This is a genomic window from Streptomyces sp. NPDC048018, assembly GCF_043202995.1.
GTDB lineage: Bacteria > Actinomycetota > Actinomycetes > Streptomycetales > Streptomycetaceae > Streptomyces.
Genome location: NZ_JBIDBK010000007.1, coordinates 1 through 24,679, shown reverse-complemented (window position 1 = coordinate 24,679; position 24,679 = coordinate 1). Strand labels below are relative to the sequence as shown.

The 24,679-nt window shown below is 72.4% G+C and carries 14 protein-coding genes, 1 tRNA gene and 1 rRNA gene; 4 read left to right on the top strand and 12 right to left on the bottom strand.

All coding sequences use genetic code 11. The features are described from left to right. Positions 1-42 precede the first annotated feature (42 nt). The 3 genes from ACGF1Z_RS25955 (at position 43) to ACGF1Z_RS25945 (ending at position 6,650) form a co-directional block, all read left to right on the top strand. Positions 43-4,680, top strand: coding sequence for an ATP-dependent helicase (locus ACGF1Z_RS25955; RefSeq protein WP_393007913.1), 4,638 nt, complete (start codon positions 43-45; stop codon positions 4,678-4,680). A gap of 166 nt (positions 4,681-4,846) precedes the next feature. After that, entirely contained in the window at positions 4,847-5,653 is an 807-nt protein-coding gene (locus tag ACGF1Z_RS25950) for an Fpg/Nei family DNA glycosylase (RefSeq protein ID WP_393007911.1), read from the top strand. A gap of 232 nt (positions 5,654-5,885) precedes the next feature. After that, positions 5,886-6,650 (top strand): SDR family NAD(P)-dependent oxidoreductase, encoded by a 765-nt coding sequence (locus ACGF1Z_RS25945; protein WP_393007909.1) that lies wholly within the window; start codon positions 5,886-5,888, stop codon positions 6,648-6,650. Here ACGF1Z_RS25945 and ACGF1Z_RS25940 read toward each other — a convergent pair. The 10 genes from ACGF1Z_RS25940 to ACGF1Z_RS25895 all read right to left on the bottom strand — a co-directional run bounded on the left by ACGF1Z_RS25940 (position 6,598) and on the right by ACGF1Z_RS25895 (position 21,492). Beyond that, on the bottom strand, positions 6,598-6,879 hold the full coding sequence (locus tag ACGF1Z_RS25940; RefSeq protein ID WP_393007907.1) for a hypothetical protein: 282 nt from the start codon (positions 6,877-6,879) through the stop codon (positions 6,598-6,600). The two genes, ACGF1Z_RS25945 and ACGF1Z_RS25940, sit on opposite strands and share 53 nt — an antisense overlap. 125 nt (positions 6,880-7,004) lie before the next feature. Then, entirely contained in the window at positions 7,005-7,475 is a 471-nt protein-coding gene (locus ACGF1Z_RS25935; RefSeq protein ID WP_393007905.1) for a Dps family protein, read from the bottom strand. A gap of 302 nt (positions 7,476-7,777) precedes the next feature. Beyond that, positions 7,778-8,161 carry a helix-turn-helix domain-containing protein gene (locus tag ACGF1Z_RS25930; protein ID WP_393007903.1) on the bottom strand — a complete coding sequence of 128 codons (384 nt, stop codon included), beginning with the start codon at positions 8,159-8,161 and terminating at the stop codon, positions 7,778-7,780. Positions 8,162-8,270: 109 nt separating this feature from the next. Further along, positions 8,271-8,804, bottom strand: coding sequence for a CinA family protein (locus ACGF1Z_RS25925; protein ID WP_393007901.1), 534 nt, complete (start codon positions 8,802-8,804; stop codon positions 8,271-8,273). Beyond that, on the bottom strand, positions 8,801-9,487 hold the full coding sequence (pgsA, locus tag ACGF1Z_RS25920) for a CDP-diacylglycerol--glycerol-3-phosphate 3-phosphatidyltransferase (RefSeq protein ID WP_393007899.1): 687 nt from the start codon (positions 9,485-9,487) through the stop codon (positions 8,801-8,803). Before pgsA ends, ACGF1Z_RS25925 begins: the two co-directional genes overlap by 4 nt. Continuing rightward, entirely contained in the window at positions 9,484-10,992 is a 1,509-nt protein-coding gene (rimO, locus tag ACGF1Z_RS25915) for a 30S ribosomal protein S12 methylthiotransferase RimO (protein ID WP_393007897.1), read from the bottom strand. The genes pgsA and rimO overlap by 4 nt, the downstream gene beginning before the upstream one ends. Positions 10,993-11,073: 81 nt before the next feature. Continuing rightward, positions 11,074-11,910, bottom strand: a complete 837-nt coding sequence (locus ACGF1Z_RS25910) for a helix-turn-helix domain-containing protein (protein ID WP_393007895.1) — start codon at positions 11,908-11,910, stop codon at positions 11,074-11,076. Between the two features lie 221 nt (positions 11,911-12,131). Continuing rightward, positions 12,132-14,936, bottom strand: a complete 2,805-nt coding sequence (locus ACGF1Z_RS25905) for a DNA translocase FtsK (RefSeq protein WP_393007893.1) — start codon at positions 14,934-14,936, stop codon at positions 12,132-12,134. A 116-nt stretch (positions 14,937-15,052) separates the two neighbouring features. Continuing rightward, entirely contained in the window at positions 15,053-15,727 is a 675-nt protein-coding gene (locus ACGF1Z_RS25900; protein WP_389758274.1) for a two-component system response regulator, read from the bottom strand. 299 nt (positions 15,728-16,026) lie between these two features. Beyond that, a complete protein-coding gene (locus ACGF1Z_RS25895) occupies positions 16,027-21,492 on the bottom strand; it encodes a HAMP domain-containing protein (RefSeq protein ID WP_393007890.1) in 5,466 nt (1,821 codons plus the stop codon). A 266-nt stretch (positions 21,493-21,758) separates the two neighbouring features. On the opposite strand from ACGF1Z_RS25895, the gene ACGF1Z_RS25890 reads away from it, so the two are divergent. After that, positions 21,759-24,410 carry a SpoIIE family protein phosphatase gene (locus ACGF1Z_RS25890; protein ID WP_393007888.1) on the top strand — a complete coding sequence of 884 codons (2,652 nt, stop codon included), beginning with the start codon at positions 21,759-21,761 and terminating at the stop codon, positions 24,408-24,410. A gap of 98 nt (positions 24,411-24,508) precedes the next feature. Here ACGF1Z_RS25890 and ACGF1Z_RS25885 read toward each other — a convergent pair. After that, positions 24,509-24,581, bottom strand: a tRNA-Thr gene (locus ACGF1Z_RS25885). A 5-nt stretch (positions 24,582-24,586) separates the two neighbouring features. Continuing rightward, positions 24,587-24,679: ribosomal RNA gene (gene rrf / locus ACGF1Z_RS25880) — 5S ribosomal RNA — on the bottom strand; the annotation flags it as partial.

Here is a 24,679-nt window from a genome sequence, read left to right as displayed (position 1 = left end):
AGGTCCGAGCGGTTGTCAGTGGTGGGGTGCACGATGGGGGGCATGGTCAGGTCCGCACTCGACTCGTTCTCGCCCGCGACCCGCGGCTGGTTCACGGGAGCCTTCACCGCGCCCACCGCGGCGCAGGAAGGCGCCTGGCAGGCCATCGGGGCGGGCGCGGACGTGCTCGTGGTCGCCCCGACCGGTTCGGGCAAGACGCTCGCCGCGTTCCTCGCCTCCCTCGACCGGCTCGCTGCCGCTCCCCCGCCCGCCGACGCGCGGAAGCGCTGCCGGGTGCTGTACGTGTCGCCGCTGAAGGCGCTCGCCGTCGATGTCGAGCGCAATCTGCGCTCCCCGCTGACCGGCATCCGCCAGGAATCGGTCCGGCTCGGCCTGCCCGAGCCGGACGTGAAGGTGGGCATCCGGTCGGGCGACACCCCGCCCGCCGAGCGGCGGGCGCTCGCGACCCGGCCGCCGGACATCCTGATCACCACCCCCGAGTCGCTGTTCCTGATGCTGACGTCGGCCGCGCGCGACGCCCTCGCGGGCGTGGAGACGGTCATCCTGGACGAGGTGCACGCGGTCGCCGGCACCAAGCGCGGCGCGCATCTGGCGCTCTCCCTGGAGCGGCTCGACGAGCTGCTGCCCCGCCCCGCCCGGCGGATCGGCCTGTCGGCGACGGTGCGGCCGGTGGAGGAGGTCGCCCGCTATCTGTCGCCGCAGCGCAGGGTGGAGATCGTCCAGCCGCCGTCCGGCAAGGAGTTCGACCTCTCCGTGGTCGTCCCCGTCGAGGACATGGGCGAGCTCGGGGGCTCCCCCGCGGCCGAGGCGTCCGAGGGCGGCGAGCGGCCCTCCATCTGGCCGCAGGTGGAGGAGCGGATCACGGACCTGGTGCAGGCGCACCGCTCGACGATCGTCTTCGCCAACTCGCGCCGCCTGGCCGAGCGCCTGTGCAACCGGCTGAACGAGATCGCCTACGAGCGGGCCACCGGCGAGACCATGCCCGAGGGGTCTCCGCCGGCCGAGATCATGGCCCAGTCGGGCGCGGCGCGGGGCGCGCCGGCGCTGCTCGCCCGCGCGCACCACGGCTCGGTGTCCAAGGAGCAGCGCGCCCAGGTCGAGGAGGACCTGAAGGCGGGCCGGCTGCCGGCCGTGGTGGCCACGTCCAGCCTGGAGCTGGGCATCGACATGGGCGCGGTGGACCTGGTCGTCCAGGTCGAGTCGCCGCCCTCGGTGGCCTCCGGGCTCCAGCGGGTGGGCCGCGCGGGGCACCAGGTGGGGGCGGTCTCCACGGGTGTCGTCTTCCCGAAGTACCGGGGCGACCTGGTGCAGTCGGCCGTGGTGACCGAGCGGATGCGCAGCGGCTCCATCGAGTCCCTGCGGGTCCCGGCGAATCCGCTGGACGTGCTCGCCCAGCAACTGGTGGCGATGGTCGCCCTGGACAGCTGGCAGGTGGACGACCTGCTGGCGACGGTCCGCCGGGCGGCGCCGTTCGCGGCGCTGCCCGAGTCGGCGTTCACCGCGGTCCTGGACATGCTGGCCGGGCGCTATCCCTCGGACGCGTTCGCGGAGCTGCGGCCGCGGGTGGTGTGGGACCGGGTCGCGGGGACGGTCACCGGCCGGCCGGGCGCCCAGCGGCTCGCGGTCACCTCGGGCGGCACGATCCCCGACCGGGGGCTCTTCGGGGTGTTCCTGGCGGGCGCCGACCCCAAGAAGGGCGGCGGCCGGGTCGGCGAGCTCGACGAGGAGATGGTGTACGAGTCGCGGGTCGGCGACGTCTTCACGCTGGGCACGACGTCCTGGCGCATCGAGGACATCACCCGCGACCGGGTGCTGGTCTCGCCCGCGCCGGGCGTGCCGGGGCGGCTGCCCTTCTGGAAGGGCGACCAGCTGGGCCGCCCGCTCGAACTGGGCCGCGCGGTGGGCGCCTTCCTGCGCGAGGTCGGTGCCCTGGCGCCCGACGACGCCCGGCTGCGGCTTTTCGCCGCCGGGCTGGACGCCTGGGCGGCGGACAACGTGATCGCCTATCTCGCCGAGCAGCGCGAGGCCTGCGGGCATGTGCCGGACGACCGGACGATCCTGGTGGAGCGCTTCCGCGACGAGCTGGGCGACTGGCGGGTCGTCATCCACTCCCCGTTCGGGGCGCAGGTGCACGCCCCGTGGGCGCTGGCCCTCGGCGCCCGGCTGGCCGAGCGGTACGGGATGGACGCGCAGGTCATGCATGCCGACGACGGCATCGTGCTGCGCCTGCCCGACGCGGATCTGATGGGTCTCGACCTGCTGGACAGCGAGCCGGTGGACCCGGGACGCCTGTCCGACACCGCCTTCGACAGCGAGCAGGCGCCCGTCGGCGCGGCCGACGTCGCCTTCGACAAGGGCGAGATCGAGCAGATCGTCACCGACCAGGTCGGCGGCTCCGCGCTGTTCGCCTCCCGGTTCCGGGAGTGCGCGGCACGCGCCCTGCTGCTGCCCAAGCGCAATCCCGGCAAGCGCACCCCTTTGTGGCAGCAGCGGCAGCGCGCGGCGCAGCTGCTCCAGGTGGCGAGCGAGTTCGGCTCCTTCCCGATCGTCCTGGAGGCGGTCCGCGAGTGTCTCCAGGACGTCTTCGACGTCCCCGGTCTGCGGGAGCTGATGGGAGACCTGGAGTCCCGCCGGGTGCGCCTGGTGGAGGTCACCACCCCGGAGCCGTCCCCCTTCGCCCGCTCCCTGCTCTTCGGCTACGTCGCCCAGTTCCTGTACGAGGGGGACTCACCGCTCGCCGAGCGCCGGGCGGCTGCGCTCTCCCTGGACTCGCGGCTGCTCGCGGAGCTCCTCGGCCAGGCGGAGCTGCGGGAGCTGCTCGACGCGGACGTGCTCGCCGAGCTGGAGCGGGAGCTCCAGTGGCTGACCGAGGACCGGCGCGTCAAGGACGGGGAGGGCGTCGCCGACCTGCTGCGGGTGCTCGGACCGCTGACCGACGCGGAGCTGGCCGAGCGGGGTGCCAAGGCCGACTGGGTCCAGGAGCTGTCCCGGGCCCGGCGGGCGATCCGGGTGCGGATCGCGGGGGCGGAGCACTGGGCGGCGATCGAGGACGCCGGCCGGCTGCGGGACGCGCTGGGCACGGCGCTGCCGGTGGGCGTGCCGGAGGCGTTCACGGAGCCGGTGAAGGACCCGCTGGGCGACCTCCTCGCGCGCCACGCCCGTACGCACGGCCCGTTCACCTCCTCGCAGGCCGCCGCCCGCTTCGGACTGGGCTCCGCGGTCACGGACGGCGCCCTCCAGCGGCTCGCCGCCGCCGGCCGGGTGGTCCAGGGCGAGTTCCATCCCTCCGGGATCGGCCAGGAGTGGTGCGACGCCGCCGTCCTGCGCCGGCTGCGCCGCCGTTCCCTGGCGGCCCTGCGGCACGAGCTGGAGCCGGTGCCCCCGGCCGCGCTGGCCACGTTCCTCCCCCAGTGGCAGCACCTGGGGAACAACAGCCTGCGCGGCATCGACGGCCTGGCCCGCGCGATCGAGCAGCTGCAGGGCGCGCCGGTGCCGGCCTCGGCCCTGGAGAAGCTGATCCTGCCGTCCCGCGTGCGGGACTACTCGCCGGCGCTCCTCGACGAGCTGACGACGACCGGCGAGGTGATCTGGGCGGGCGCCGGCGCGCTGCCCGGCAAGGACGGCTGGGTCTCGCTCTATCTCGCCGACGCGGCGCCGCTGCTCCTGCCGCCGCCGCACCCGCTGGAGCTCACCGGGCTCCACGAGTCCGTCCTGACGACGCTCTCCGGCGGCTACGGTCTGTTCTTCCGCCAGATCGCCGACCAGGTGCGGGCCACCACCCACCCGGACGCGACCGAGCCGCAGCTCGCCGACGCCCTGTGGGACCTGGCCTGGTCGGGACGGCTCACCAACGACACCCTGGCCCCGCTGCGCTCCCTGCTGGGCTCGGGCCGCACCGCCGGCTCCACGGCGCACCGCGCCCGGCGTTCGGTCCCGCGCGGCCGGTACGGAACGCTGAGCGCCGCGTCCCGTACGGCCTCCCGCACGGGCCCGCCCACGGTGAGCGGCCGCTGGGCTCTGCTGCCCCCGCAGGAGCCGGAGCCGACCCACCGGGCGCACGCCCTGGCACGGACCCTCCTCGACCGGCACGGGGTGGTCACCCGGGGCGCGGTCGCCGCCGAGGGCGTGGAGGGCGGCTTCTCGGCGACGTACCGGATCCTGTCGGCCTTCGAGGACAGCGGCCAGGCCCGCCGCGGCTATGTGGTGGAGGGTCTGGGCGCCGCCCAGTTCGCCATGGACGGGGCCGTGGACCGGCTCCGGGCGGCCGCGAACGCCCGGGACCGCGGCGTCGAGGAGGGGACGGGCCCCCGCGCGGTCGTCCTGGCGGCGGCCGACCCGGCGAACGCGTACGGGGCCGCCCTGTCCTGGCCGGAGCCGCCGACGGGCGCGGGCCACAAGCCGGGACGCAAGGCGGGCGCGATGGTCGTCCTGGTGGACGGCGAGCTGACGCTCTACATGGAGCGCGGCGGCAAGACGCTGCTCTGCTGGCCCGCCGAGGCGGACTCCCCGGCGCTGCAGGCGGCGGCCGAGGCCCTGGCGGCAGCGGCGTCGGCGGGTTCGCTCGGCACGGTCACGGTGGAGCGGATCAACGGCGCGACCGCCCTCACCTCCCCCTTCGGCCCTCCCCTGGAGACGGCGGGTTTCCACGCCACACCTCGCGGCCTCCGTCTCCGCGCCTGAAGCACCGCAGGCGCCACAGCGGCAGGCGCCCCGGCACCGCAAGGACGCGCGCCCCGGCACCGGAAGGACGTGCGCGCCTCGGCGCCGGCCGCAGCGGACGGGCCGGGAGGCGGCCCCGAGACGCCGGCGGCGCAGGTCCCGGCCCACGCGCGGGCATGATGGCCTCATGCCCGAAGGAGACACCGTCTGGTACGCGGCCCACCGGCTCGACGCGGCGCTCGCCGGGCGGGTGCTCACCCGCTCCGACCTGCGGGTGCCCCGCTTCGCGACCGCCGATCTGACCGGGCGCCACGTCCTGGACGTCACCCCGCGCGGCAAGCACCTCCTGACCCGGATCGAGGGCGGGCTCACGCTCCACTCGCACCTGCGGATGGACGGCTCCTGGCGGGTGTACGCCACCGGGGAGCGCCCGCACGGCGGGCCCGCCCACCAGATCCGGGCGATCCTCGGGAACGCCGAGTTCACGGCGTACGGCTACCGCCTGCCCGTTCTGGAGCTGATCCGCACGGCGGAGGAGTCGAAGGCGGTCGGGCACCTCGGCCCCGATCTGCTGGGTCCGGACTGGGACCCGGAGGAGGCCGTGCGCCGGCTGGCGGCCGACCCCGCGCGGACCCTCGGCGAGGCGCTGCTCGACCAGCGGAATCTCGCGGGGATCGGCAACGTCTACAAGTCCGAGCTGGCCTTCCTGGCCGCCGTCACTCCCTGGCTGCCGGTCGGCGAGCTCGCCGAGGGCGTCCCGGAGCGTCTGGTGGCGACCGCGCACCGGCTGCTGGAGGCGAACAAGGAGCGCCCCGACCGCCGCACGACCACGACGGGGCGTACCGGCGGGCGCCTCTACGTCTACGGTCGCGAGGGGCGACCCTGCCCGCGCTGCGGCGCCGCGATCCGCAAGGCCGAGCTGGGCGACCGCGTGACGTACTGGTGCCCCGCCTGCCAGAAGGGCTCGCGGCGGCAGGAGCCGGCCGGCGGATGAGTCCCCGGCACGGGACCGGATCACGAATGCCGGCCCGCGGCCGGTACGGACCCGGTTACGCGAGCCGGTCACGGCAGCCGACCACGCGAGCCGCTACGGAACCCGGTCACGCCACCCGGCCACGCCCCCGGACCAGGGAGCCGGTCGCGTCACCCCGCGCCGGAAGCCGGTCGCCGGGAAGCTGTCGGCACAACAATTGACGGGCCGTCAGATTCAGTCGTACGGTCCGGGCATGGTCCTCACCGCGTACGACCTCACCGGCCGCACCGCCTTCGTCACCGGCGCAGCGAGCGGCATCGGCCGCGCGACCGCCGTCCTCCTCGCCGAGGCCGGGGCGAGCGTGCACTGCGCGGACCGCGACGAGTCCGGCCTCAAGGAGACCGTGGCCCTGATCGCCAGCCGCGGCGGCACGGCGCACGCCCATCCTCTCGACGTCACCGACCGGGCCGCCCTCGCCGCCGCCGTCCGCGCCGCGGGACCGCTCCACGTGATGGCGGCCGTCGCCGGGATCATGCACACCAGCACGGTCCTGGAGACCCGCGACGAGGACCTCGACCGGGTCCTCGCGGTGAACTTCACGGGGGTGCTCCACGCCTGTCAGGAGGCCGCCCGCTCGATGATCGACGCCGGTGTGCCCGGCTCCATCGTCACCATGGCCTCGGGCGCGATGGACGCCGCGAGCCCGGGCCTGCTCTGCTACAGCGTCGCCAAGGCCGCCGTCGTCCAGCTGACCAAGACCCTGGCCGCGGAGGTCGGCGGGCACGGCATCCGGGTCAACGCGGTCGCGCCGGGCTGGATCCGCACCCCCATGACGGACCGCCACGAGCCCGCCGCCCAGGAGCAGGCCGAGGCCGCGATGGTGCGCGTGTCCCCGCTCGGCCGGGTCGGCGAGCCGGCGGACGTCGCCCACGCGGTGCTCCATCTGGCATGCGACGCCTCGTCGTTCACGACGGGTCAGATCCTCCGCCCCAACGGCGGGGTGGCCATGCCCTGGTGACCAGGCCGGCGATGCGGCGCGACGCACCGCCGCGCCGCGCAGTGGAGGCGGCCACGTGCACGGGCAACAGGCTCAGCCCCCACCCGCCCGCGGCCACCGCCCCCTCGACCGGTCCCGTCTCCCCCGGCGCCAGCAGCAGGCGCAGCACCGCCCACCACCAGAGCCCGCCGATCACCAGTCCGGCCACGACCAGCATGAGCGTCACCAGCGGAACCCGTCGCCCTACCATGGCCGCCTCCTCCGGTCGACGCTAGCCGGGCAGGATCACCCGGCGGGAGGGCGCACAAGGGGCAGACCGGGCGCACATCACGCGTATCTCGGTCAGCTCCGCACTCGTCCGGCACTCCGCCATGGTCAGGCACTCTCCGCCTGGTACATCCAGCTGTGCTTCTCGAGGTCGGCCGTGAGCGCGATCAGAAGGTCCTGGCTCACCGGGTCCGGATCACCCGTCACGTCGATGCGCTCACGCATCCGCGCGACGACCGCCCCGAGCGCGTCCACGAGGATCCGTACGGCCTCCTCGTCCTTGATCCAGCCCTCGGGGACGGGGCCGATGGCGCTGCCGGACGCCACCGTCGACGCACGGCCGTCCGGGTTCACTCCGAGCGCGGAGGCGCGTTCGGCCACGGTGTCGGAGTGCGTACGGGCGGTGGTGACGACCTCGTCGAGCTGGAGGTGGACCGAGCGGAAGCGCGGGCCGACCACGTTCCAGTGCACCTGCTTGGCCACCAGGGCGAGATCGACCAGATCGACCAGCGCCCCCTGCAGGGCGCCTCCGACCGTCTTCAGGTCGGCCTCGGACAGCGGGCTCTTCACCACGGACATGCGAGATCTCCAAACAGTCGTTCGTTCCCCCACGATGCACGTCTCGCCCGAATCCGGCATCTCAAACGGACCCACCCGGAGCCGGGACCGAGGCCCTCTCCGCACCGAAGCGGCCCGAAGCGGCACCGAGGCCACCGAGACGCCCGCCCGGCCCTCGCCCAGGCCGGCAACCGGAAAACGGCCCCGAGGACGGCCCTCGGACCGGCCCGCCGACGGCACCGCACACAGCAGCCGTGGGCCAAGGAAAAGCCCCGGCCGGCGCTCCTTGCGGGGCGTCGACCGGGGCTTCACCCGGATCGTTCTCAGGCGGCGACGACATTCACCGCTTCCGCGGGCGCCTTGATGGTCACCCGCTCGGTGGGCACACCGCCCACCGACGTCACCGACACCGAATTCAGCATCGGTCGCACCGGCGCCGGCACCGGTTCGCTCGCCGCTGCCGACTCGGCCAGTTCGGCCAGTGACAGCTCGTCGCTCACTTCACGCATGAGCTCGGACATCCGTACGTCCAGCGCGTCGCAGATCGCGGAGAGCAGCTCGGAGGAAGCCTCCTTCTGCCCCCGCTCCACCTCGGAGAGATAGCCGAGTGAGACTCGGGCGGACGAGGAGACTTCGCGCAGAGTACGGCCCTGGCGCTGGCGCTGCCGACGCAGCACGTCACCCAGCAGGCGACGGAGCAGAATCATCGGTGGCTCCCTCCTCGGACCGCGTAGCCGCATCCTTCACGCCCCACCGTACCGCCTCGCGCCGCGGCCGTGCGGGGAGCGATGTCGTGTTCACTCATGGCTGCAAACATCAATCTCCCCCGTTCTGTTCCGTATCCTGTGCCCGCGCATTTTCCGAGTGTTCGCCGACGAGCACCTCACCCAGCAATTCGAGCACGCTCCGTACACTCTCTCTACGGATTTCCGCTCGGTCGCCGTTCAACCTCAACGCGGCCACCTTCCCGGCCCCCGCAGCGCCCCCCGCGGGACCGGCGACGGCCACGTACACGGTCCCCACCGGCCGGCCGTCCTGCGGATCGGGTCCGGCGACCCCGGTCGTCGCGACGCCCCAGTCGGCCCCGAGGACCCCCCGGACACCCGCCGCCATCTGCAGGGCGACCTCCGGGTCGACCGCGCCGCGCTCGGCCAGCAGGGTGCCGTCCACCCCGAGCAGCTGCTCCTTCAGGGGCGTGGCGTAGGCCGTGACGGAGCCGCGGAAGGTCTTCGAGGCTCCGGGCACGCCGGTCAGCTCAGCGGCCACGAGACCGCCGGTGAGGGACTCCGCCACCGCCAGCGTGTGACCACGCTCCGCGAGCAGCTCCAGCACCCGGGCGGCCTCGCTCATCGTCCGTCCGCCTCCGCGCGGTCCGTTCCGTTCGCGGCCGCGCGCTCCGCCGCGAGCCCCTGGCGCCTCAGGACGACGGCCTGTCGCACATAGTCCAGACCGGTGACGACCGTCAGCACGACGGCCACCGCCATCACCCAGAAGCGCAACGTGGCGAGTGGACCGGTGAGCATCAGCACGTACATGCCCACCGCCGTCCCCTGCGCGAGTGTCTTGATCTTGCCGCCACGACTGGCCGGAATGACCCCGTGCCGGATCACCCAGAAGCGCATCAAGGTGATCCCGAGCTCACGGGCGAGGATCACTCCCGTCACCCACCACGGCAGGTCGCCGAGCGCGGACAGGCTGATCAGGCCGGCCGCCATGATCGCCTTGTCGGCGATCGGGTCGGCGATCTTCCCGAAGTCGGTGACCAGGTTGTACGCCCGCGCCAGGTGCCCGTCGAAGACGTCCGTGATCATGGCGACGGCGAAGGCGGCCCACGCCCAGGCGCGCCAGGCCGGGTCGTGCCCGCCGTCCTGGAGCAGCAGCACCACGAAGCCGGGCACGAGCACGAGCCGGAGCATGGTGAGGATGTTCGCGATGTTCCACAGGCTGGCCTGATTGACGGCCGCAGTGCCCAGCTTGCCGCGAGGCGCCGGCCTACCGGTCCCGCCCGTCGCGGATGCCGGGACTCCGGTCATCTGCCCGCCTCCTCGAAAAGACACTCGGCGACGAGGTCGACGCCCTCGGTGTCGACGACCTTGGCGCTGACCATGCGGCCCGGGGCCAGGCCGAGGCCCTCGGCCGAGTCCGCCGGGACGATCACCTGGCCGTCGGTCTCGGGCGCCTGGTGGGCGGCCCGGCCGATCCAGCCGTCCTCGTCCTCGTCGAAGGACTCGACCAGTACTTCCAGGGTCTCGCCGATCCGCTCCTCCGCGCGCTGGGCGGTGAGCTCCTCGGCGAGCCGGGACAGGTGGGCGAGGCGCTCGTCCACCACGTCCTGCGGGAGCTTGTGCTCGTACGTGGCGGCCTCGGTGCCGTCCTCGTCCGAGTAGCCGAAGACGCCGATGGCGTCGAGGCGGGCGTGGGTGACGAAGCGTTCCAGCTCGGCGAAGTCCGCGTCGGTCTCGCCGGGGAAGCCGACGATGAAGTTGGAGCGGGCACCGGCGGTCGGGGCCTTGGTGCGGATGGTCTCCAGCAGCTCCAGGAAGCGGTCGGTGTCGCCGAAGCGGCGCATGGCCCGCAGCACGTCCGGGGCGCTGTGCTGGAAGGACAGGTCGAAGTACGGGACGACCTTGTCGGTCGAGGTCAGCACGTCGATCAGGCCGGGGCGCATCTCGGCGGGCTGCAGGTAGCTCACCCGGACCCGCTCGATGCCGTCGACGGCCGCGAGGTCGGGGAGCAGGCTCTCCAGGAGGCGGATGTCGCCGAGGTCCTTGCCGTACGAGGTGTTGTTCTCGGAGACCAGCATGACCTCCTTCACCCCCTGCTCGGCGAGCCAGCGGGTCTCGTTCAGCACGTCCGAGGGACGGCGCGAGACGAAGGAGCCGCGGAAGGACGGGATGGCGCAGAAGGAGCAACGGCGGTCGCAGCCGGAGGCCAGCTTCACGGAGGCCACCGGGCTGGTGTCCAGGCGGCGGCGCAGGGGCGCACGCGGGCCGGAGGCGGGGGCCAGGCCCTCGGGGAGGTCGGCCGGGACGTCCTCGGGGGCCTCGGCGGGCGTCACGGCGGCGTCCCCGTGGCCGGGCAGGGCCACCGAGGCAGCCGCCTGCTGGCGCTCCACGGGGGACAGCGGGAGCAGCTTGCGCCGGTCGCGCGGGGCGTGCGCCTCGACGTTGCCGCCGCTCAGGATGGTCTGGAGGCGGCCGGAGATGTCGGCGTAGTCGTCGAAGCCGAGCACGCCGTCGGCCTCGGGCAGCGCGTCGGCGAGCTCCTTGCCGTAGCGCTCGGCCATGCAGCCGACGGCGACGACGGCCTGGGTGCGGCCGTGGTCCTTCAGATCATTGGCTTCGAGGAGGGCGTCGACGGAGTCCTTCTTGGCGGCTTCGACGAAGCCGCAGGTGTTGACGACGGCGACGTCTGCGTCCTCGGCGTTCTCGACGAGCTCCCAGCCGTCCGCTGCCAAGCGGCCTGCGAGCTCCTCCGAGTCCACCTCGTTACGGGCGCAGCCGAGAGTGACAAGGGCGACGGTACGGCGTTCGGGCATGGACTCAAGACTACTTCGTCCCGGCCGTACCTCCGTCGCGCAGGGTTCACCTGCGCGACGGACGTCACAGACGGGGCGGGCTCAGCCGGCCTGCGGGTCGCCCTTGGTGTACGACAGGCGCTCGACCTGGCCGGACTCGAAGGAGTCCTCGATCTTCCTGCCGTTGACGTACAGCTCGATCGGACCGGCGTTGCCGAGGATGAGATCGATCCGCTCGTCGTCCTGGAAGGTCTTGGACTCGCCCGCGTTCAGCAGGCCGTCGAAGAGCAGCTTGCCGTCGTGGGCCTTGGCCGAGATCCAGCTCTTGTCGTCGGTCGCGGTGAGCTTGACGGTGACCTTGTCCTGCGGGACCGCCGCGATGGCGCTCTCGGAGGGCACGGGCTTGGGGTCGGCGGGCTTGGCCGGCTTGGGCTTGGCGGGGGCGGTGGACGTGGCGGCCGGGGCCGGTCCCTCGGCGACCGCGCCGTTGCCCCGCACGTCGTTCCCGTTGAACATCGTGAAGCCGACGAAGCCGACGACGGCGACGATCGCCGCGACCATGGCGGCGGTCCAGTTGGGACGGCGGGGCTCGGGACGGATGCGTTCCGCCTCGAACAGCGGAGCGGCCGGCGTGGGCGCCGGGCGGCCGCCGTGCTCGGCGTCGTACTGCTCGACCAGCGTGGCCGGATCGAGCCCCACGGCGCGCGCGAGGGTACGGATGTGCCCGCGGGCGTAGACGTCGCCGCCACAGCGCGAGAAGTCGTCCTCCTCGATCGCGTGCACGATCGGGATGCGCACACGGGTGGAGGCGCTGACCTCTTCGACGGTGAGACCGGCGGCGACACGGGCCTGCTGGAGGGCACGACCGATCGAATCCCGGTCATCTGCCGGGAAGTTCCGGTCGTCCTCGGGGGATTCGGGGGAGTTGCCGATGGACACGAGAGCGCCTTTCGAGCGTGTAGCCACCTGCTGGATGTTCAGTCTATGGGTGGTACGAAAGGGTGGGGCAACCGGGCGGGCGTCTTTGTACGCCATGAGGCTGGGACAGGGTCCTGTCCCTCCCTCCAACTTGACGTACGCCCAGGGGAAACGGTTGCCCTCGTTCCCTTACGAGTGAGTCTCGGCCCGGTCTCGTTACGGCCGCTCCGGGCGGTCCCGGCTCAGGCGGCCGGGCCCCCGCCCCTGATCACGTCGAGCACCGCGTCCAGCTCGTCCGGTTTGACCAGCACGTCGCGGGCCTTCGAACCCTCGCTCGGCCCCACGATGTTGCGCGACTCCATCAGGTCCATCAGCCGGCCGGCCTTGGCGAAGCCCACGCGCAGCTTGCGCTGGAGCATCGAGGTGGAGCCGAACTGGGTCGAGACGACCAGCTCGGCGGCCTGGCACAGCAGGTCAAGGTCGTCGCCGATCTCCTCGTCGATCTCCTTCTTCTGCTTGGTGCCCACCGTGACGTCGTCCCGGAAGACGGGCGCCATCTGGTCCTTGCAGTGCTGGACGACGGCGGCGACCTCGTGCTCGGTGACGAAGGCGCCCTGCATGCGGGTCGGCTTGTTCGCGCCCATCGGCAGGAACAGGCCGTCGCCCTTGCCGATCAGCTTCTCGGCGCCGGGCTGGTCGAGGATGACGCGGCTGTCGGCGAGCGAGGAGGTGGCGAAGGCGAGCCGGGACGGCACGTTCGCCTTGATCAGACCGGTGACGACGTCGACGGAGGGCCGCTGGGTGGCGAGCACCAGATGGATGCCGGCCGCGCGGGCCAGCTGGGTGATGCGCACGATCGCGTCCTCGACGTCCCGGGGCGCGACCATCATCAGGTCGGCGAGCTCGTCGACGATCACCAGGAGGTACGGGTAGGTCTTGAGCTCGCGCTCGCTGCCCGGCGGCAGCTGCACCTTGCCGTCCCGGATGGCCTGGTTGAAGTCGTCGATGTGCCGGAAGCCGAAGGCGGCCAGGTCGTCGTAGCGCAGGTCCATCTCGCGCACGACCCACTGCAGGGCCTCGGCGGCCCGCTTGGGGTTGGTGATGATCGGCGTGATCAGGTGCGGGATGCCCTCGTACGCGGTGAGCTCGACCCGCTTGGGGTCGACGAGGACCATCCGGACGTCCTCCGGGGTCGCTCTTATCATCACCGAGGTGATCAGGCAGTTGATGCAGGACGACTTGCCGGAGCCGGTGGCGCCGGCCACCAGGATGTGCGGCATCTTCGCCAGGTTGGCCATCACGTAGCCGCCCTCGACGTCCTTGCCGAGCGCGACCAGCATCGGGTGGTCGTCCTCCGCCGCCTCGGCCAGCCGCAGCACGTCGCCCAGGTTGACCATCTCTCGGTCGGTGTTCGGGATCTCGATGCCGACCGCGGACTTGCCGGGGATCGGCGAGATGATCCGCACGTCGGGGCTGGCCACGGCGTACGCGATGTTCTTGGTGAGCGCGGTGATCTTCTCGACCTTGACGGCCGGACCCAGCTCGACCTCGTAGCGGGTGACCGTCGGGCCGCGGGTGAAGCCGGTGACGGCGGCGTCGACCTTGAACTCGGCGAAGACGGTGGTGAGCGACTCGACGACGGCGTCGTTGGCGGCGCTGCGGGTCTTGCCGGGGCCGCCGCGCTCCAGGAGGTCCATGGAGGGCAGCGCGTAGGTGATGTCGCCGGAGAGCTGGAGCTGCTCGGCCCGCGGCGGCAGGTCGGTGGGCTCGGGCGCGGGCTTCGTCAGGTCGGGGACGCCCCCGCCCGCCGAGCGGTCCTTGGCCGCGCCCCGGGCGGTGGGCACCGGAGCGGAGGGGCCCTTCGAGGTCGCCGGGGCCTCCCCGGCCGCATCGGCGGCGACGGCGGCCGCCCGGTCGGCGGTGAGGTCCCGGGTCAGGTCGGCCACCAGCGGCGAGGGCGGCATGCCGTTGAGGACGGCGCCGTCCAGCGCGGCGGCGGCCGCGGCGGCCACGTCGACCGGGTCGGGACCGGAGGTGTCGAAGGCGGACGAGGACGGGGTGCGGCGGCGGCCCCGCCGCTCCAGGGCGGCGGCCTCGGCTCGGTCGGTGTCGAAGTCCGCGCCGGGGCCGGGGGCACGCCGGCGTGCGGGGCGGGCGGCCCGCGGCGCGTCCTCCCGCCAGTCGTCGCCGTAGGCGTCGTCCTCCTCGGGCTCGTACGCCGGCTCGACGAGGCCGAGCCGGACGCCGAGGGCGCGCAGCCGCTGCGGGATCGCGTTGACGGGCGTGGCGGTGACGACGAGCAGGCCGAAGATCGTGAGCAGCACCAGCAGCGGTACGGCGAGGACCTCGCCCGTCATGAAGACCAGCGGCTTGGAGGCGGCCCAGCCGATGAGCCCGCCGGCGTCCTGCATGGCGTCGGTGCCGTCGCCCCGGCCGGGCGAGCCGCAGGCGATGTGGACCTGCCCCAGCACGCCGATCACGAGCGCCGACAGGCCGATGACGATCCGCCCGTTCGCCTCCGGCTTCTCCGGATAGAGGATCAGCCGGACGCCGATCGCGCCCAGCAGCAGCGGTACGAGCAGATCGAGGCGGCCGAAGGCGCCGGTGACCAGCATCTCCACCAGGTCGCCGACGGGCCCCCGCAGATGGGACCAGGTCCCGGCCGCGACGATCAGCGCGACGCCGAGCAGCAGCAGCGCGAGCCCGTCCTTGCGGTGCGCCGGATCGAGGCCCTTGGCTCCCCGCCCTATCCCCCGCAACATCGCGCCCACCCCGTGGGCCAGCCCGAGCCAGAGACCTCGCACGAGCCGGTACACGCCCCCGGTGGGGGACGGCGCCGGGCGGGGCGCGGGCTTCTTCGCCGCGGTCCTGCGCGCGGGCGCCCGCTTGGCGGGCGCGGCCTTCCGGGCCGGCGCCTTCTTCACGGGAGGCTTGGCGGGGGACTTGGCGGGCGCCGCCTTCTTCGCGGTGCCGGTCGTACGGCCGGCCCGCGGCTTCGCGGTGCCCGCCGCGCCCTGGGAACCCTTGCCGGACGTACGTGAGGCCATGATGCTGAGGTTACCGGTGGTGCCGTCCGGGAAACACGCTCACCCGTTCGTGTCGCCCTTGCCATGGCGCGGAACTGACGCCCGCTCACCGCGGGCGCCGGCGCCGTGACCGTCCGTCAGCTTTGCGCGGGCAGGCTCGGCGCGCCGCCCGTTCCCGGCTCCAGGGCGTCCAGGGCCCGGCGCAGACCGGTCAGCTTGCGCTCCAGGTGCGCGGCGGTGGCGACCGCCGCGGCGTCGGCGGAGTCGTCGTCCAGCTGCTTGGACAGCGCCTCGGCCTGCTCCTCGACCGCGGCCAGGCGGGCGGAGAGCTCGGCGAGCAGGCCCGCGGACTCCTTGCTCTGCCCGTTCGCGCCGCCGCCCTCCAGCTGGAGCCGGAGCAGCGCCGCCTGCTCGCGGAGCTGGCAGTTCTTCATGTACAGCTCGACGAAGACGGAGACCTTCGCGCGCAGCACCCAGGGGTCGAAGGGCTTCGAGATGTAGTCGACCGCGCCCGCCGCGTACCCCCGGAAGGTGTGGTGGGGTCCGTGGTTGATGGCGGTCAGGAAGATGATCGGGATGTCCCGGGTCCGCTCGCGCCGCTTGATGTGCGCGGCCGTCTCGAATCCGTCCATCCCGGGCATCTGGACATCCAGCAGGATGACCGCGAAGTCGTCGGTCAACAGCGCCTTGAGCGCTTCCTCCCCGGACGATGCCCGCACCAGCGTCTGATCGAGCGCGGAGAGAATGGCCTCCAGCGCCAGCAGATTCTCCGGCCGGTCATCGACCAGGAGGATCTTGGCCTTCTGCACCATGCCCCGTCCTCCTCGTCCCGGCACTGGTTCGCTCCGGCCCTGTGAGCCGGGGGAAGCACCGGGCGCCGCCCCAGAAGACGACTCCCATGCGCCGTCCGTCCTTGTGCCGGTCATCGTAGCCGCACCCCGCCCGTCGCCACACCCTGTCACCGCATTGTCACGGAGCACGCAGGTCCGTGCCCGTACGTCGAACGCGGTGGGAGACCAGAAGGTTCCCCGTCCGGCGGGTTCTCACACCCCTGTGGCGACGGTCGGTCGGCGGCGGGATCCCGGGAGACCCGGAGATCCCGCCGCCGCCGTCAGCGTCCCTCCCCGCGCATCCACTGCTCCATCACCGTCAGCAGGTGATCGGGGTCGACCGGCTTGGTCACGTAGTCCGAGGCCCCGGACTCGATGGCCTTCTCCCGGTCGCCCTTCATCGCCTTGGCGGTCAGCGCGACGATCGGCAGCCCGGCGAACTGCGGCATGCGCCGGATCGCGCTCGTCGTCGCGTACCCGTCCATCTCCGGCATCATGATGTCCATCAGCACCACCGCCACGTCGTCGTGCTGCTCCAGGACCTCGATGCCCTCCCGGCCGTTCTCCGCGTACAGCACCGCGAGACCGTGCTGCTCCAGGACGCTGGTGAGCGCGAAGACGTTGCGGATGTCGTCGTCGACGATCAGCACCTTCTCCCCCGCGAAGGAGAACGTCGGACGCGGATGCGGCTCCGGCCGCTCCTCGCCGGCCGCCGTCTCGTCCTTCCCGGGCTGTCCGGGCAGCTGTGCCCGCCGCTCCGCGCTCTTGCGGCGGTGTCGGAACAGCGCACCGCCCCCGGAGCGGGCCTCGGAGTGCACCGGTGCGGGTGCGAAGTGCGCCGGATCGTCGGCCGGCTCGAGCTCGTAGCCGGCCCGGCCCTCCGGGTCCTGCTGCTCGTGCCCCTGGCCGGGGTGCACCGGCTCGACGGGGCTCAGCGGCAGGTACAGCGTGAACGTCGAGCCGCGGCCCGGCTCGCTGGCCGCGTAGATCTCGCCGCCGAGCAGCCGCGCGATCTCCCGGCTGATCGACAGGCCGAGACCCGTGCCGCCGTACTTGCGGCTGGTCGTGCCGTCCGCCTGCTTGAACGCCTCGAAGATCACCCGCATCTTGCCCGCGGCGATGCCGATGCCGGTGTCGGTGACCGAGAAGGCGATCATGTCGGCCTCCGGATCGCGCAGCGACCCGGCCTCCAGGAGCTGCTCCCGGATCGACTGCGGCACGTCCGCGCCGGCCGGCCGGATCACCAGTTCCACGGCGCCGGTGTCGGTGAACTTCACCGCGTTCGACAGCAGGTTGCGCAGCACCTGCAGGAGCCGCTGCTCGTCCGTGTGCAGCGTGGCGGGCAGCTCGGGCGAGACCCGCACCGAGAAGTCGAGCCCCTTCTCCGCGGTGAGCGGCCGGAAGGTGGCCTCCACGTAGTCCACGAGCTGCACGAGCGCGATCCGGGTGGGCGAGACGTCCATCTTGCCCGCCTCGACCTTCGACAGGTCGAGGATGTCGTTGATCAGCTGCAGGAGGTCGGAGCCCGCGCCGTGGATGGTCTCGGCGAACTCCACCTGCTTCGGCGTCAGGTTGGCGTCGGCGTTGTCGGCGAGCAACTTGGCGAGAATCAGCAGCGAGTTGAGCGGGGTGCGCAGCTCGTGCGACATGTTGGCCAGGAACTCGGACTTGTAGCGCATGGAGACGGCGAGCTGTTCGGCGCGCTCCTCCAGGACCTGCCGGGCCTCCTCGATCTCGGTGTTCTTCACCTCGATGTCCCGGTTCTGACGGGCCAGCAGCTCCGCCTTGTCCTCCAGCTCCGCGTTGGAGTTCTGCAGCTCCTTCTGCCGGTGCTCCAGCTCGGCCGAACGCTCCCGCAGCTGCTCGGTGAGCTCCTGCGACTGCTGGAGCAGCACCTCCGTACGGGTGTTGACGCTGATGGTGTTGACGGTCGTCGCGATCAGCTCGGCGATCTGGTTGAGGAAGTCCCGCTGGATCTGCGTGAACGGCTGGAACGAGGCCAGCTCGATCACGCCGAGCACCCGGCCCTCGAACAGCACGGGCAGCACGATCACATGGGCCGGGGAGGCCTCGCCGAGACCGGACGAGATCTTGAGATAGCCCGGCGGCACGTTGACCTGGATGGTCCGCTTCTCCTCGGCGGCCGTCCCGATGAGCGTCTCGCCCGGCCGGAACGAGGTCGGCATGGAGCCGGCCGAGTAGCCGTAACTGCCGCGCATCCGCAGCTCGTACGAGCCCTCGCCCTCGCCCACCGGCTCGGTGTCGCTGTTGGCGGAGCCGGTCGGCATCGCCACGAAGAAGGCGCCGTGCTGCGCGGAGACCACCGGCGTCAGCTCGCTCATGATGAGCGAGGCGACGTCGTCGAGGTCCCGGCGGCCCTGCATCAGGGCCGAGATCCGGGCCAGGTTGCCCTTCAGCCAGTCCTGCTCGTCGTTGGCGAGCGTGGTGTCGCGCAGGTTCGCGATCATGGTGTTGATGTTGTCCTGCAGGGCCTGGATCTCACCGGCCGCGTCCACGCCGTCGATCTTGACGTTGAGGTCGCCGCGGGTCACCGCGGTGGCGACGGCCGCGATGGCACGCACCTGACGGGTCAGGTTCCCGGCCATCTCGTTCACCGACTCCGTCAGGTCCCACCAGGTGCCCTCGACGTCCCGCACCCGCGCCTGACCGCCCAGCTGTCCGTCGGTGCCCACCTCGCGGGCCACGCGGGTGACCTCCTCGGCGAAGTTGGACAGCTGGTCGACCATCGTGTTGATGGTGCTCTTCAGCTCCTGGATCTCGCCGCGCGCGTCGATGTCGATCTTCTTGGTGAGATCGCCCTTCGCGATGGCGGTGGTGACGGCCGCGATCTGCCGCACCTGACCGGTCAGGTTGTCGGCCATCGAGTTCACCGACTCGGTCAGGTCCTTCCAGGTGCCCGAGACGCCGGGCACCCGGGCCTGGCCGCCGAGGATGCCCTCGGTGCCCACCTCCCGGGCCACTCGCGTCACCTCGTCGGCGAACGAGGACAGCGTCGTCACCATCGTGTTGACGGTGTCGGCGAGCTCGGCGACCTCGCCGCGCGCCTCGACGGTCACCTTCTTCGTCAGGTCGCCGTTGGCGACGGCCGAGGACACCCGGGAGATGTTCCGCACCTGGCTGGTCAGGTTGTTGGCCATCAGGTTGACGTTGTCGCTCAGGTCCTTCCAGATGCCCGTCACGCCGCGCACCCGGGCCTGGCCGCCGAGGATGCCCTCGGTGCCCACCTCACGCGCCACCCGGGTCACCTCGTCGGCGAAGTTCGACAGCTGGTCGACCATCGTGTTGACGGTCGTCACCAGCTCCAGGATCTCGCCCTTGGCGTCGACGGTGATCTTCTTCGACAGGTCGCCGCGCGCGACCGCCGTGGTGACCTCGGCGATGTTCCTGACCTGGAAGGTCAGGTTGTTCGCCATGAAGTTCACCGACTGGGTCAGGTCCTTCCAGGTGCCGGAGACCCCCTGCACCTCGGCCTGACCGCCCAGGATGCCCTCGGTGCCCACCTCACGGGCCACCCGCGTCACCTGGTCGGCGAAGCTGGAGAGCTGGTCCACCATCGTGTTGAGGGTGTTCTTCAGCTCCAGGATCTCGCCGCGCGCGTCCACGTCGATCTTCTGCGACAGGTCGCCCCGGGCCACCGCGGTGGCGACCTGGGCGATGTTGCGCACCTGGGCCGTCAGGTTCCCGGCCATGCCGTTCACCGAGTCCGTGAGGTCCCGCCACACACCGGCGACGCCCGGCACCTGCGCCTGCCCGCCGAGCCGCCCGTCGGTGCCCACCTCACGGGCCACCCGGGTCACCTGGTCGGCGAACGCCGACAGCTGGTCGACCATCGTGTTGATGGTGTTCTTCAGCTCCAGGATCTCGCCGCGCGCGTCCACGTCGATCTTCTGCGACAGGTCGCCCCGGGCCACCGCCGTCGTCACCTGGGCGATCTGCCGCACCTGCGAGGTCAGGTTGCCGGCCATGAAGTTCACCGAGTCGGTCAGCTCGCGCCACCGCCCGGACACGCCGTCCACCCGCGCCTGGCCGCCCAGCCGGCCCTCGGTGCCCACGTCCCGGGCCATCCGCGTCACCTGGTCGGCGAACGAGGACAGCTGCGACACCATCGTGTTGACGGTGTTCTTCAGCTCCAGCATCTCGCCGGCCACGTCGACCGTGACCTTCTGCGACAGGTCGCCGTTGGCCACGGCCGTCGTCACCTGCGCAATGTCCCGCACCTGACCCGTCAGGTTGCGGAACGCCGTGTTCACCGAGTCCGTGAGGTCCTTCCACGTACCGGCCGCGCCGGGCACCTCGGCCTGACCGCCCAGCAGACCCTCGACGCCCACCTCCCGCGCCACGCGGGTCACCTCGGAACCGAAGGCCGACAGCTGGTCCACCATCGTGTTGACGGTGTTCTTCAGCTCCAGCATCTCGCCGGCCACGTCCACGGTGACCTTCTGCGACAGGTCGCCGTTGGCCACCGCCGTCGTCACCTGCGCGATGTCCCGCACCTGCGTGGTGATGTTCCGGAATACGGTGTTGACCGAGTCCGTGAGGTCCTTCCACGTACCGGCGGCACCCGGCACCTGGGCCTGACCGCCCAGCAGGCCCTGCGCGCCGACCTCGCCCGAGACGCGGGTCACCTCGTCCGCGAAGGTCCGCAGCGTCTCCGTCATCTGGTTGATGGTGTCCGCCAGCTGCGCGATCTCGCCACGCGCCGACACCCGCACCTTCTGCGACAGGTCGCCGTTGGCCACCGCGGTGGTGACCTCCGCGATGCCCCTCACCTGATTGGTGAGATTTCCCGCCATCGTGTTGACGGAGTCGGTGAGGTCCTTCCACACGCCGGCGACCCCGGCCACCTCGGCCTGACCGCCCAGCTCGCCCTCCGTGCCCACCTCGCGGGCCACCCGGGTCACCTCGGAGGAGAACGAGGACAGCTGGTCCACCATCCGGTTGACGGTGTTCTTCAGCTCCAGCATCTCGCCGGCCACGTTCGCCGTGACCTTCTGCGACAGATCGCCGTTGGCCACCGCCGTCGTGACCAGCGCGATGTCCCGCACCTGCGCCGTCAGCCGGTTCGCCATCGTGTTGACCGAGTCCGTGAGGTCCTTCCACGAACCGGACATACCGCGCACCTGAGCCTGACCGCCCAGAATGCCCTCCGTGCCCACCTGCAGGGCGACCCTCGTCACCTCGTCGGCGAACACCGACAACTGGTCGACCAGGTTGTTGACGGTCCGCGCGACCTTCAGGAACTCGCCCCGAAGCGGCCGCGTCACCCCGTCCGTACCCTCCGAACGCAGCTCCATGCGCTGCCCGAGATCACCCTCGGCCACCGCGGACAGCACCCGCCCCACCTCGGACACGGGCCGCGCCAGCTCGTCCACCAGCGCGTTCGCGGCCTCGACCGCGGACGCCCAGGCACCCTCGCCCGCGCCGGTCTCCAGCCGCTCCGAGAGCTTGCCCTCGCGGCCCACCACCCGGCGTACCCGCGACAGCTCCCCGGTCAGATGCGTCTGCCGGTCCGCGACCTCGTTGAAGACGGCGGCGATCTCCGCCATCATCCCGTCGCCCGAGACCGTCAGCCTCTTACGGAAGTTCCCGTCCCGCATCGACACCAAGGCGGCCAGCAGCCGCTGCAGCGCCGCCGTGTCCACCTGGACCGTCCCCCCGCCCCGGGAACGGCCGCCGCCCTTCGCCCGCGAACCGCCACCGCGTCGCGTCGTCGTGCCAGACTCCACCGTGTCCCTCCCGAAGGGGTCGACCGATCCGATCGGTCCTCGTCACCAGCCTGCCCAGTGTTTCACCGTGTCCGAACCAGGCCATAACAGTTCGGCAGCTTCGCACAACGTCCCCACGTCCGCGGGACCGAAACAGCGGCGACCGGCATCCGCTGGGACAGCGAAGGTAAGTAACCTGGCATCCGGCTGTCCAACCGCCCCGGTCCGCCCGGCGGGGGCGGGACGGCGAAGAGGCAGCACCGGACAGCGGGAGGGGCAGACCGACCATGGCAGAGCCGGGCGTCGAGACGCGTACGAGGAGTTCAGTGATCACCGCGCGGGCGGCTGCCAGTTTCGAACCCGTCGGGCGGTCCGTCGCGACCGCCCGAGCCTTCGTCCGGGACACCCTCCAGGGCTGGGGGTACGCCGAGGTCGTCGACGACGCGGTCGTCCTGACCAGCGAACTCGTCACCAACGCCGTCATCCACGCCGGCACCGCCGCCGACGTCCTGTGCCTGCGCCGCGACGACGGCGTCCGCATCGAGGTCGCCGACCGCTACCCCGAACGTGAGATTCCCCTCCAGCACGCCCGCACCATGGGCAGCCCCGACCGCGAGAACGGCCGGGGCCTTCTGCTGTGCGCGGCGCTCGCCGCCCGCTGGGGCGTCGACTACACCCCCACCCGCAAACACGTCTGGTTCCACCTCGACCTCCCCGAACGCCCCGTCGGCACCCGGTCCGCGGGACCCGTGCTGCCCGACCGGCTGCTCCCCCTCACCGAGAGCCGGGTCCGCGTCGCCGTCGTCCAGATCGACGGCAACGGCGCCATCAACGCCTGGAACGAGGACGCCGAGGAACTCTTCGGCTACGGCTCCGAGCAGGTCACCGGCAAGCCCCTCGGCGATCTCGCAGCCTGGCCCCACACCCCCGGCATCGGCACCGGTCTCGCCGAGGCCCTGCGCCTCTCCCGCTGGGAGGGCAGCTACGGCATCCGCTGCGCCGACGGCCGCGTCATCCCCGTCTACGCCTCGCACCTGCGCGTCCGCGACGCCCAGGGCGAGCCGTCCACCGTGTGCCTCCTCGTACGCGAGTACGAGCGCGCCGTCCTGCAGACGCCGCAGCGCCCCGCGGCGGCCGAATCCGGGTCCGAGAGCCGTACCGCGGCCGACCCCTTCGAGGTCTTCATCGGCTCCCCCGCCCCCGACGACCTCGACGGCCTCCTCCAGCGCACCGTGGAACGCGCCCGCGACATGCTCGACGGCGACTCCGCCTTCCTCCTCCTCGCCACCGACGACGAGACCGAACTCGAGGTACGGGCCACCACGGGCCTGCCCTCCGCGCGTCAGCGCTTCGCCCGCGTCCCCGTCGAGACCGGCGCCAGCCGCTACGGCTCCGCCCGCATGCCGGCCGTCCACGAGGACCTCGCGGCCGTCCCCGGCGCCGTACCGCTCCTCGAAGGCACCGGCATGCGCTCGGTCGTGACGGTCCCTCTGAAGGTCGAGGGCCGCCTCACCGGCTCCCTCGGCGTCGCCGCCGAGAGCGCCAACCGCTACTCCAACGAGGAGGCCCTGCGCCTCCAGTTCGCCGCCGACCGCATCGCCCTGGCCGTCGAGTCCGCCCGCCTGGGCGAGCTCGAACGCCTCCGCCGCGGCTCCCTCAGCTTCCTCGTCGAGGCCTCCGACCTGCTGGCCGGCACCCTCGACCGGGACCAGACCCTGGCCCTCATGGCCCAGATGACGGTCCCCACCCTGGCCACCTGGTGCGCCGTCTACACGATCGCCGACCAGACCTCCGACCCGTACCTGTCCTACGTCCTGCACGAGGACGAGGACCTCATCGACGGCCTCAAGGACCTGCTGTCCTCGATCGCGCCGCCGGACCCGGTGCCCACGCCCGGCGCCCGCGTCTGGAGCGCCCCGGGCGAGGCCGCCCACCGCTCCGCGCTCAGCGCCAGCGTGCGCGAACTCGACAACCCCGGAAGCCCGGTGTCCTCCGGCATCAACGGCGCGCTCGCCACGGCGGCCGCAGTCGGCGGCGAGACCGTGGTGCTGCCGCTGTTCGCCCGCAACCGCGTCATCGGCATGCTCACCCTCGGAAAGCCGACCGACGACCACTTCCGCCAGGAGATCCTGGAACTCGCCGAGGACCTGTCCCGCCGGGCCGCCCTGGCCCTGGACAACGCGCGTCTCTACTCGGAGCGCGTGGCCATCAGCCAGTCCCTCCAGCGCAGCCTGCTGCCGCCCGGCCTCCCCGACATCCCCGGGGTCGAGGTCGACGTCATCTACCGCGCGGCCGGCGAGGGCAACGAGGTCGGCGGCGACTTCTACGACCTCTTCCCCATCCGCGACGGCGCGTACGGCTTCGCCATCGGCGACGTCTGCGGTACGGGCCCGGAGGCCGCCGCCGTGACCGGCCTGGCGCGGCACGCCCTGCGGCTGCTGGCCCGCGAGGGCTTCGGCGGTCCGGCCGTCCTGGAGCGCCTGAACGCGGCGATCCTCGACGAGGGCGCCCGCAGCCGCTTCCTCACCCTCCTGTACGGCGAGATGCGCCCGCAGGAGGACGGCTCCGCGGTCCTGAAGGTCGTCTGCGCCGGTCACCCGCTGCCGCTCCGGCTGAGCCAGGACGGCACGGTCCGCCCGGCCGCCGACCCGCAGCCGCTCCTCGGCGTGATGGACGACCTGGAGCTGTACGAGCAGACGGTCACCCTGGACCCCGGCGACGTCCTGCTGTGCGTCACGGACGGCGTGACGGAGCGCCGGGAGGGCACCCGGATGCTGGGCGACGACGGCCTCACCGAGGTCCTCAGGACCTGCACGGGCCTGACGGCCGGCGCCGTCACCGCCCGGGTGCTGCGTGCGGTGGAACGCTTCGCCCAGGAGCCCGCCTCCGACGACATGGCGATCCTGGCGATCCGCATCCCGGAGCCGCACCACCAGTGAGAGCGGACAGGCCGGCCCCCGCGAGGGGGCCGGCTTCCTCTCCGTCCCTTCGGTGAACGCAAAAAGGCCCCCGCCATGAGGCGGAGGCCTTTTCTCTGAGCCCTTTAACGGAATCGAACCGTTGACCTTCTCCTTACCATGGAGACGCTCTACCGACTGAGCTAAAAGGGCGGGTTGTTCGGCGGCGTCCTACTCTCCCACAGGGTCCCCCCTGCAGTACCATCGGCGCTGAAAGGCTTAGCTTCCGGGTTCGGAATGTAACCGGGCGT

What these genes read in the sequence shown, in the direction of transcription:
- rimO (WP_393007897.1), bottom strand. Translation starts at nt 10,992, where the DNA reads ATGCCCGAACGCCGTACCGTCGCCCTTGTCACTCTCGGCTGCGCCCGT.
- pgsA (WP_393007899.1), bottom strand. Translation starts at nt 9,487, where the DNA reads ATGACCGGAGTCCCGGCATCCGCGACGGGCGGGACCGGTAGGCCGGCG.
- ACGF1Z_RS25890 (WP_393007888.1), top strand. Translation starts at nt 21,759, where the DNA reads ATGGCAGAGCCGGGCGTCGAGACGCGTACGAGGAGTTCAGTGATCACC.
- ACGF1Z_RS25900 (WP_389758274.1), bottom strand. Translation starts at nt 15,727, where the DNA reads ATGGTGCAGAAGGCCAAGATCCTCCTGGTCGATGACCGGCCGGAGAAT.
- ACGF1Z_RS25925 (WP_393007901.1), bottom strand. Translation starts at nt 8,804, where the DNA reads ATGAGCGAGGCCGCCCGGGTGCTGGAGCTGCTCGCGGAGCGTGGTCAC.
- ACGF1Z_RS25955 (WP_393007913.1), top strand. Translation starts at nt 43, where the DNA reads ATGGTCAGGTCCGCACTCGACTCGTTCTCGCCCGCGACCCGCGGCTGG.
- ACGF1Z_RS25935 (WP_393007905.1), bottom strand. Translation starts at nt 7,475, where the DNA reads ATGTCCGTGGTGAAGAGCCCGCTGTCCGAGGCCGACCTGAAGACGGTC.
- ACGF1Z_RS25930 (WP_393007903.1), bottom strand. Translation starts at nt 8,161, where the DNA reads ATGATTCTGCTCCGTCGCCTGCTGGGTGACGTGCTGCGTCGGCAGCGC.
- ACGF1Z_RS25940 (WP_393007907.1), bottom strand. Translation starts at nt 6,879, where the DNA reads ATGGTAGGGCGACGGGTTCCGCTGGTGACGCTCATGCTGGTCGTGGCC.
- ACGF1Z_RS25905 (WP_393007893.1), bottom strand. Translation starts at nt 14,936, where the DNA reads ATGGCCTCACGTACGTCCGGCAAGGGTTCCCAGGGCGCGGCGGGCACC.
- ACGF1Z_RS25950 (WP_393007911.1), top strand. Translation starts at nt 4,847, where the DNA reads ATGCCCGAAGGAGACACCGTCTGGTACGCGGCCCACCGGCTCGACGCG.
- ACGF1Z_RS25945 (WP_393007909.1), top strand. Translation starts at nt 5,886, where the DNA reads ATGGTCCTCACCGCGTACGACCTCACCGGCCGCACCGCCTTCGTCACC.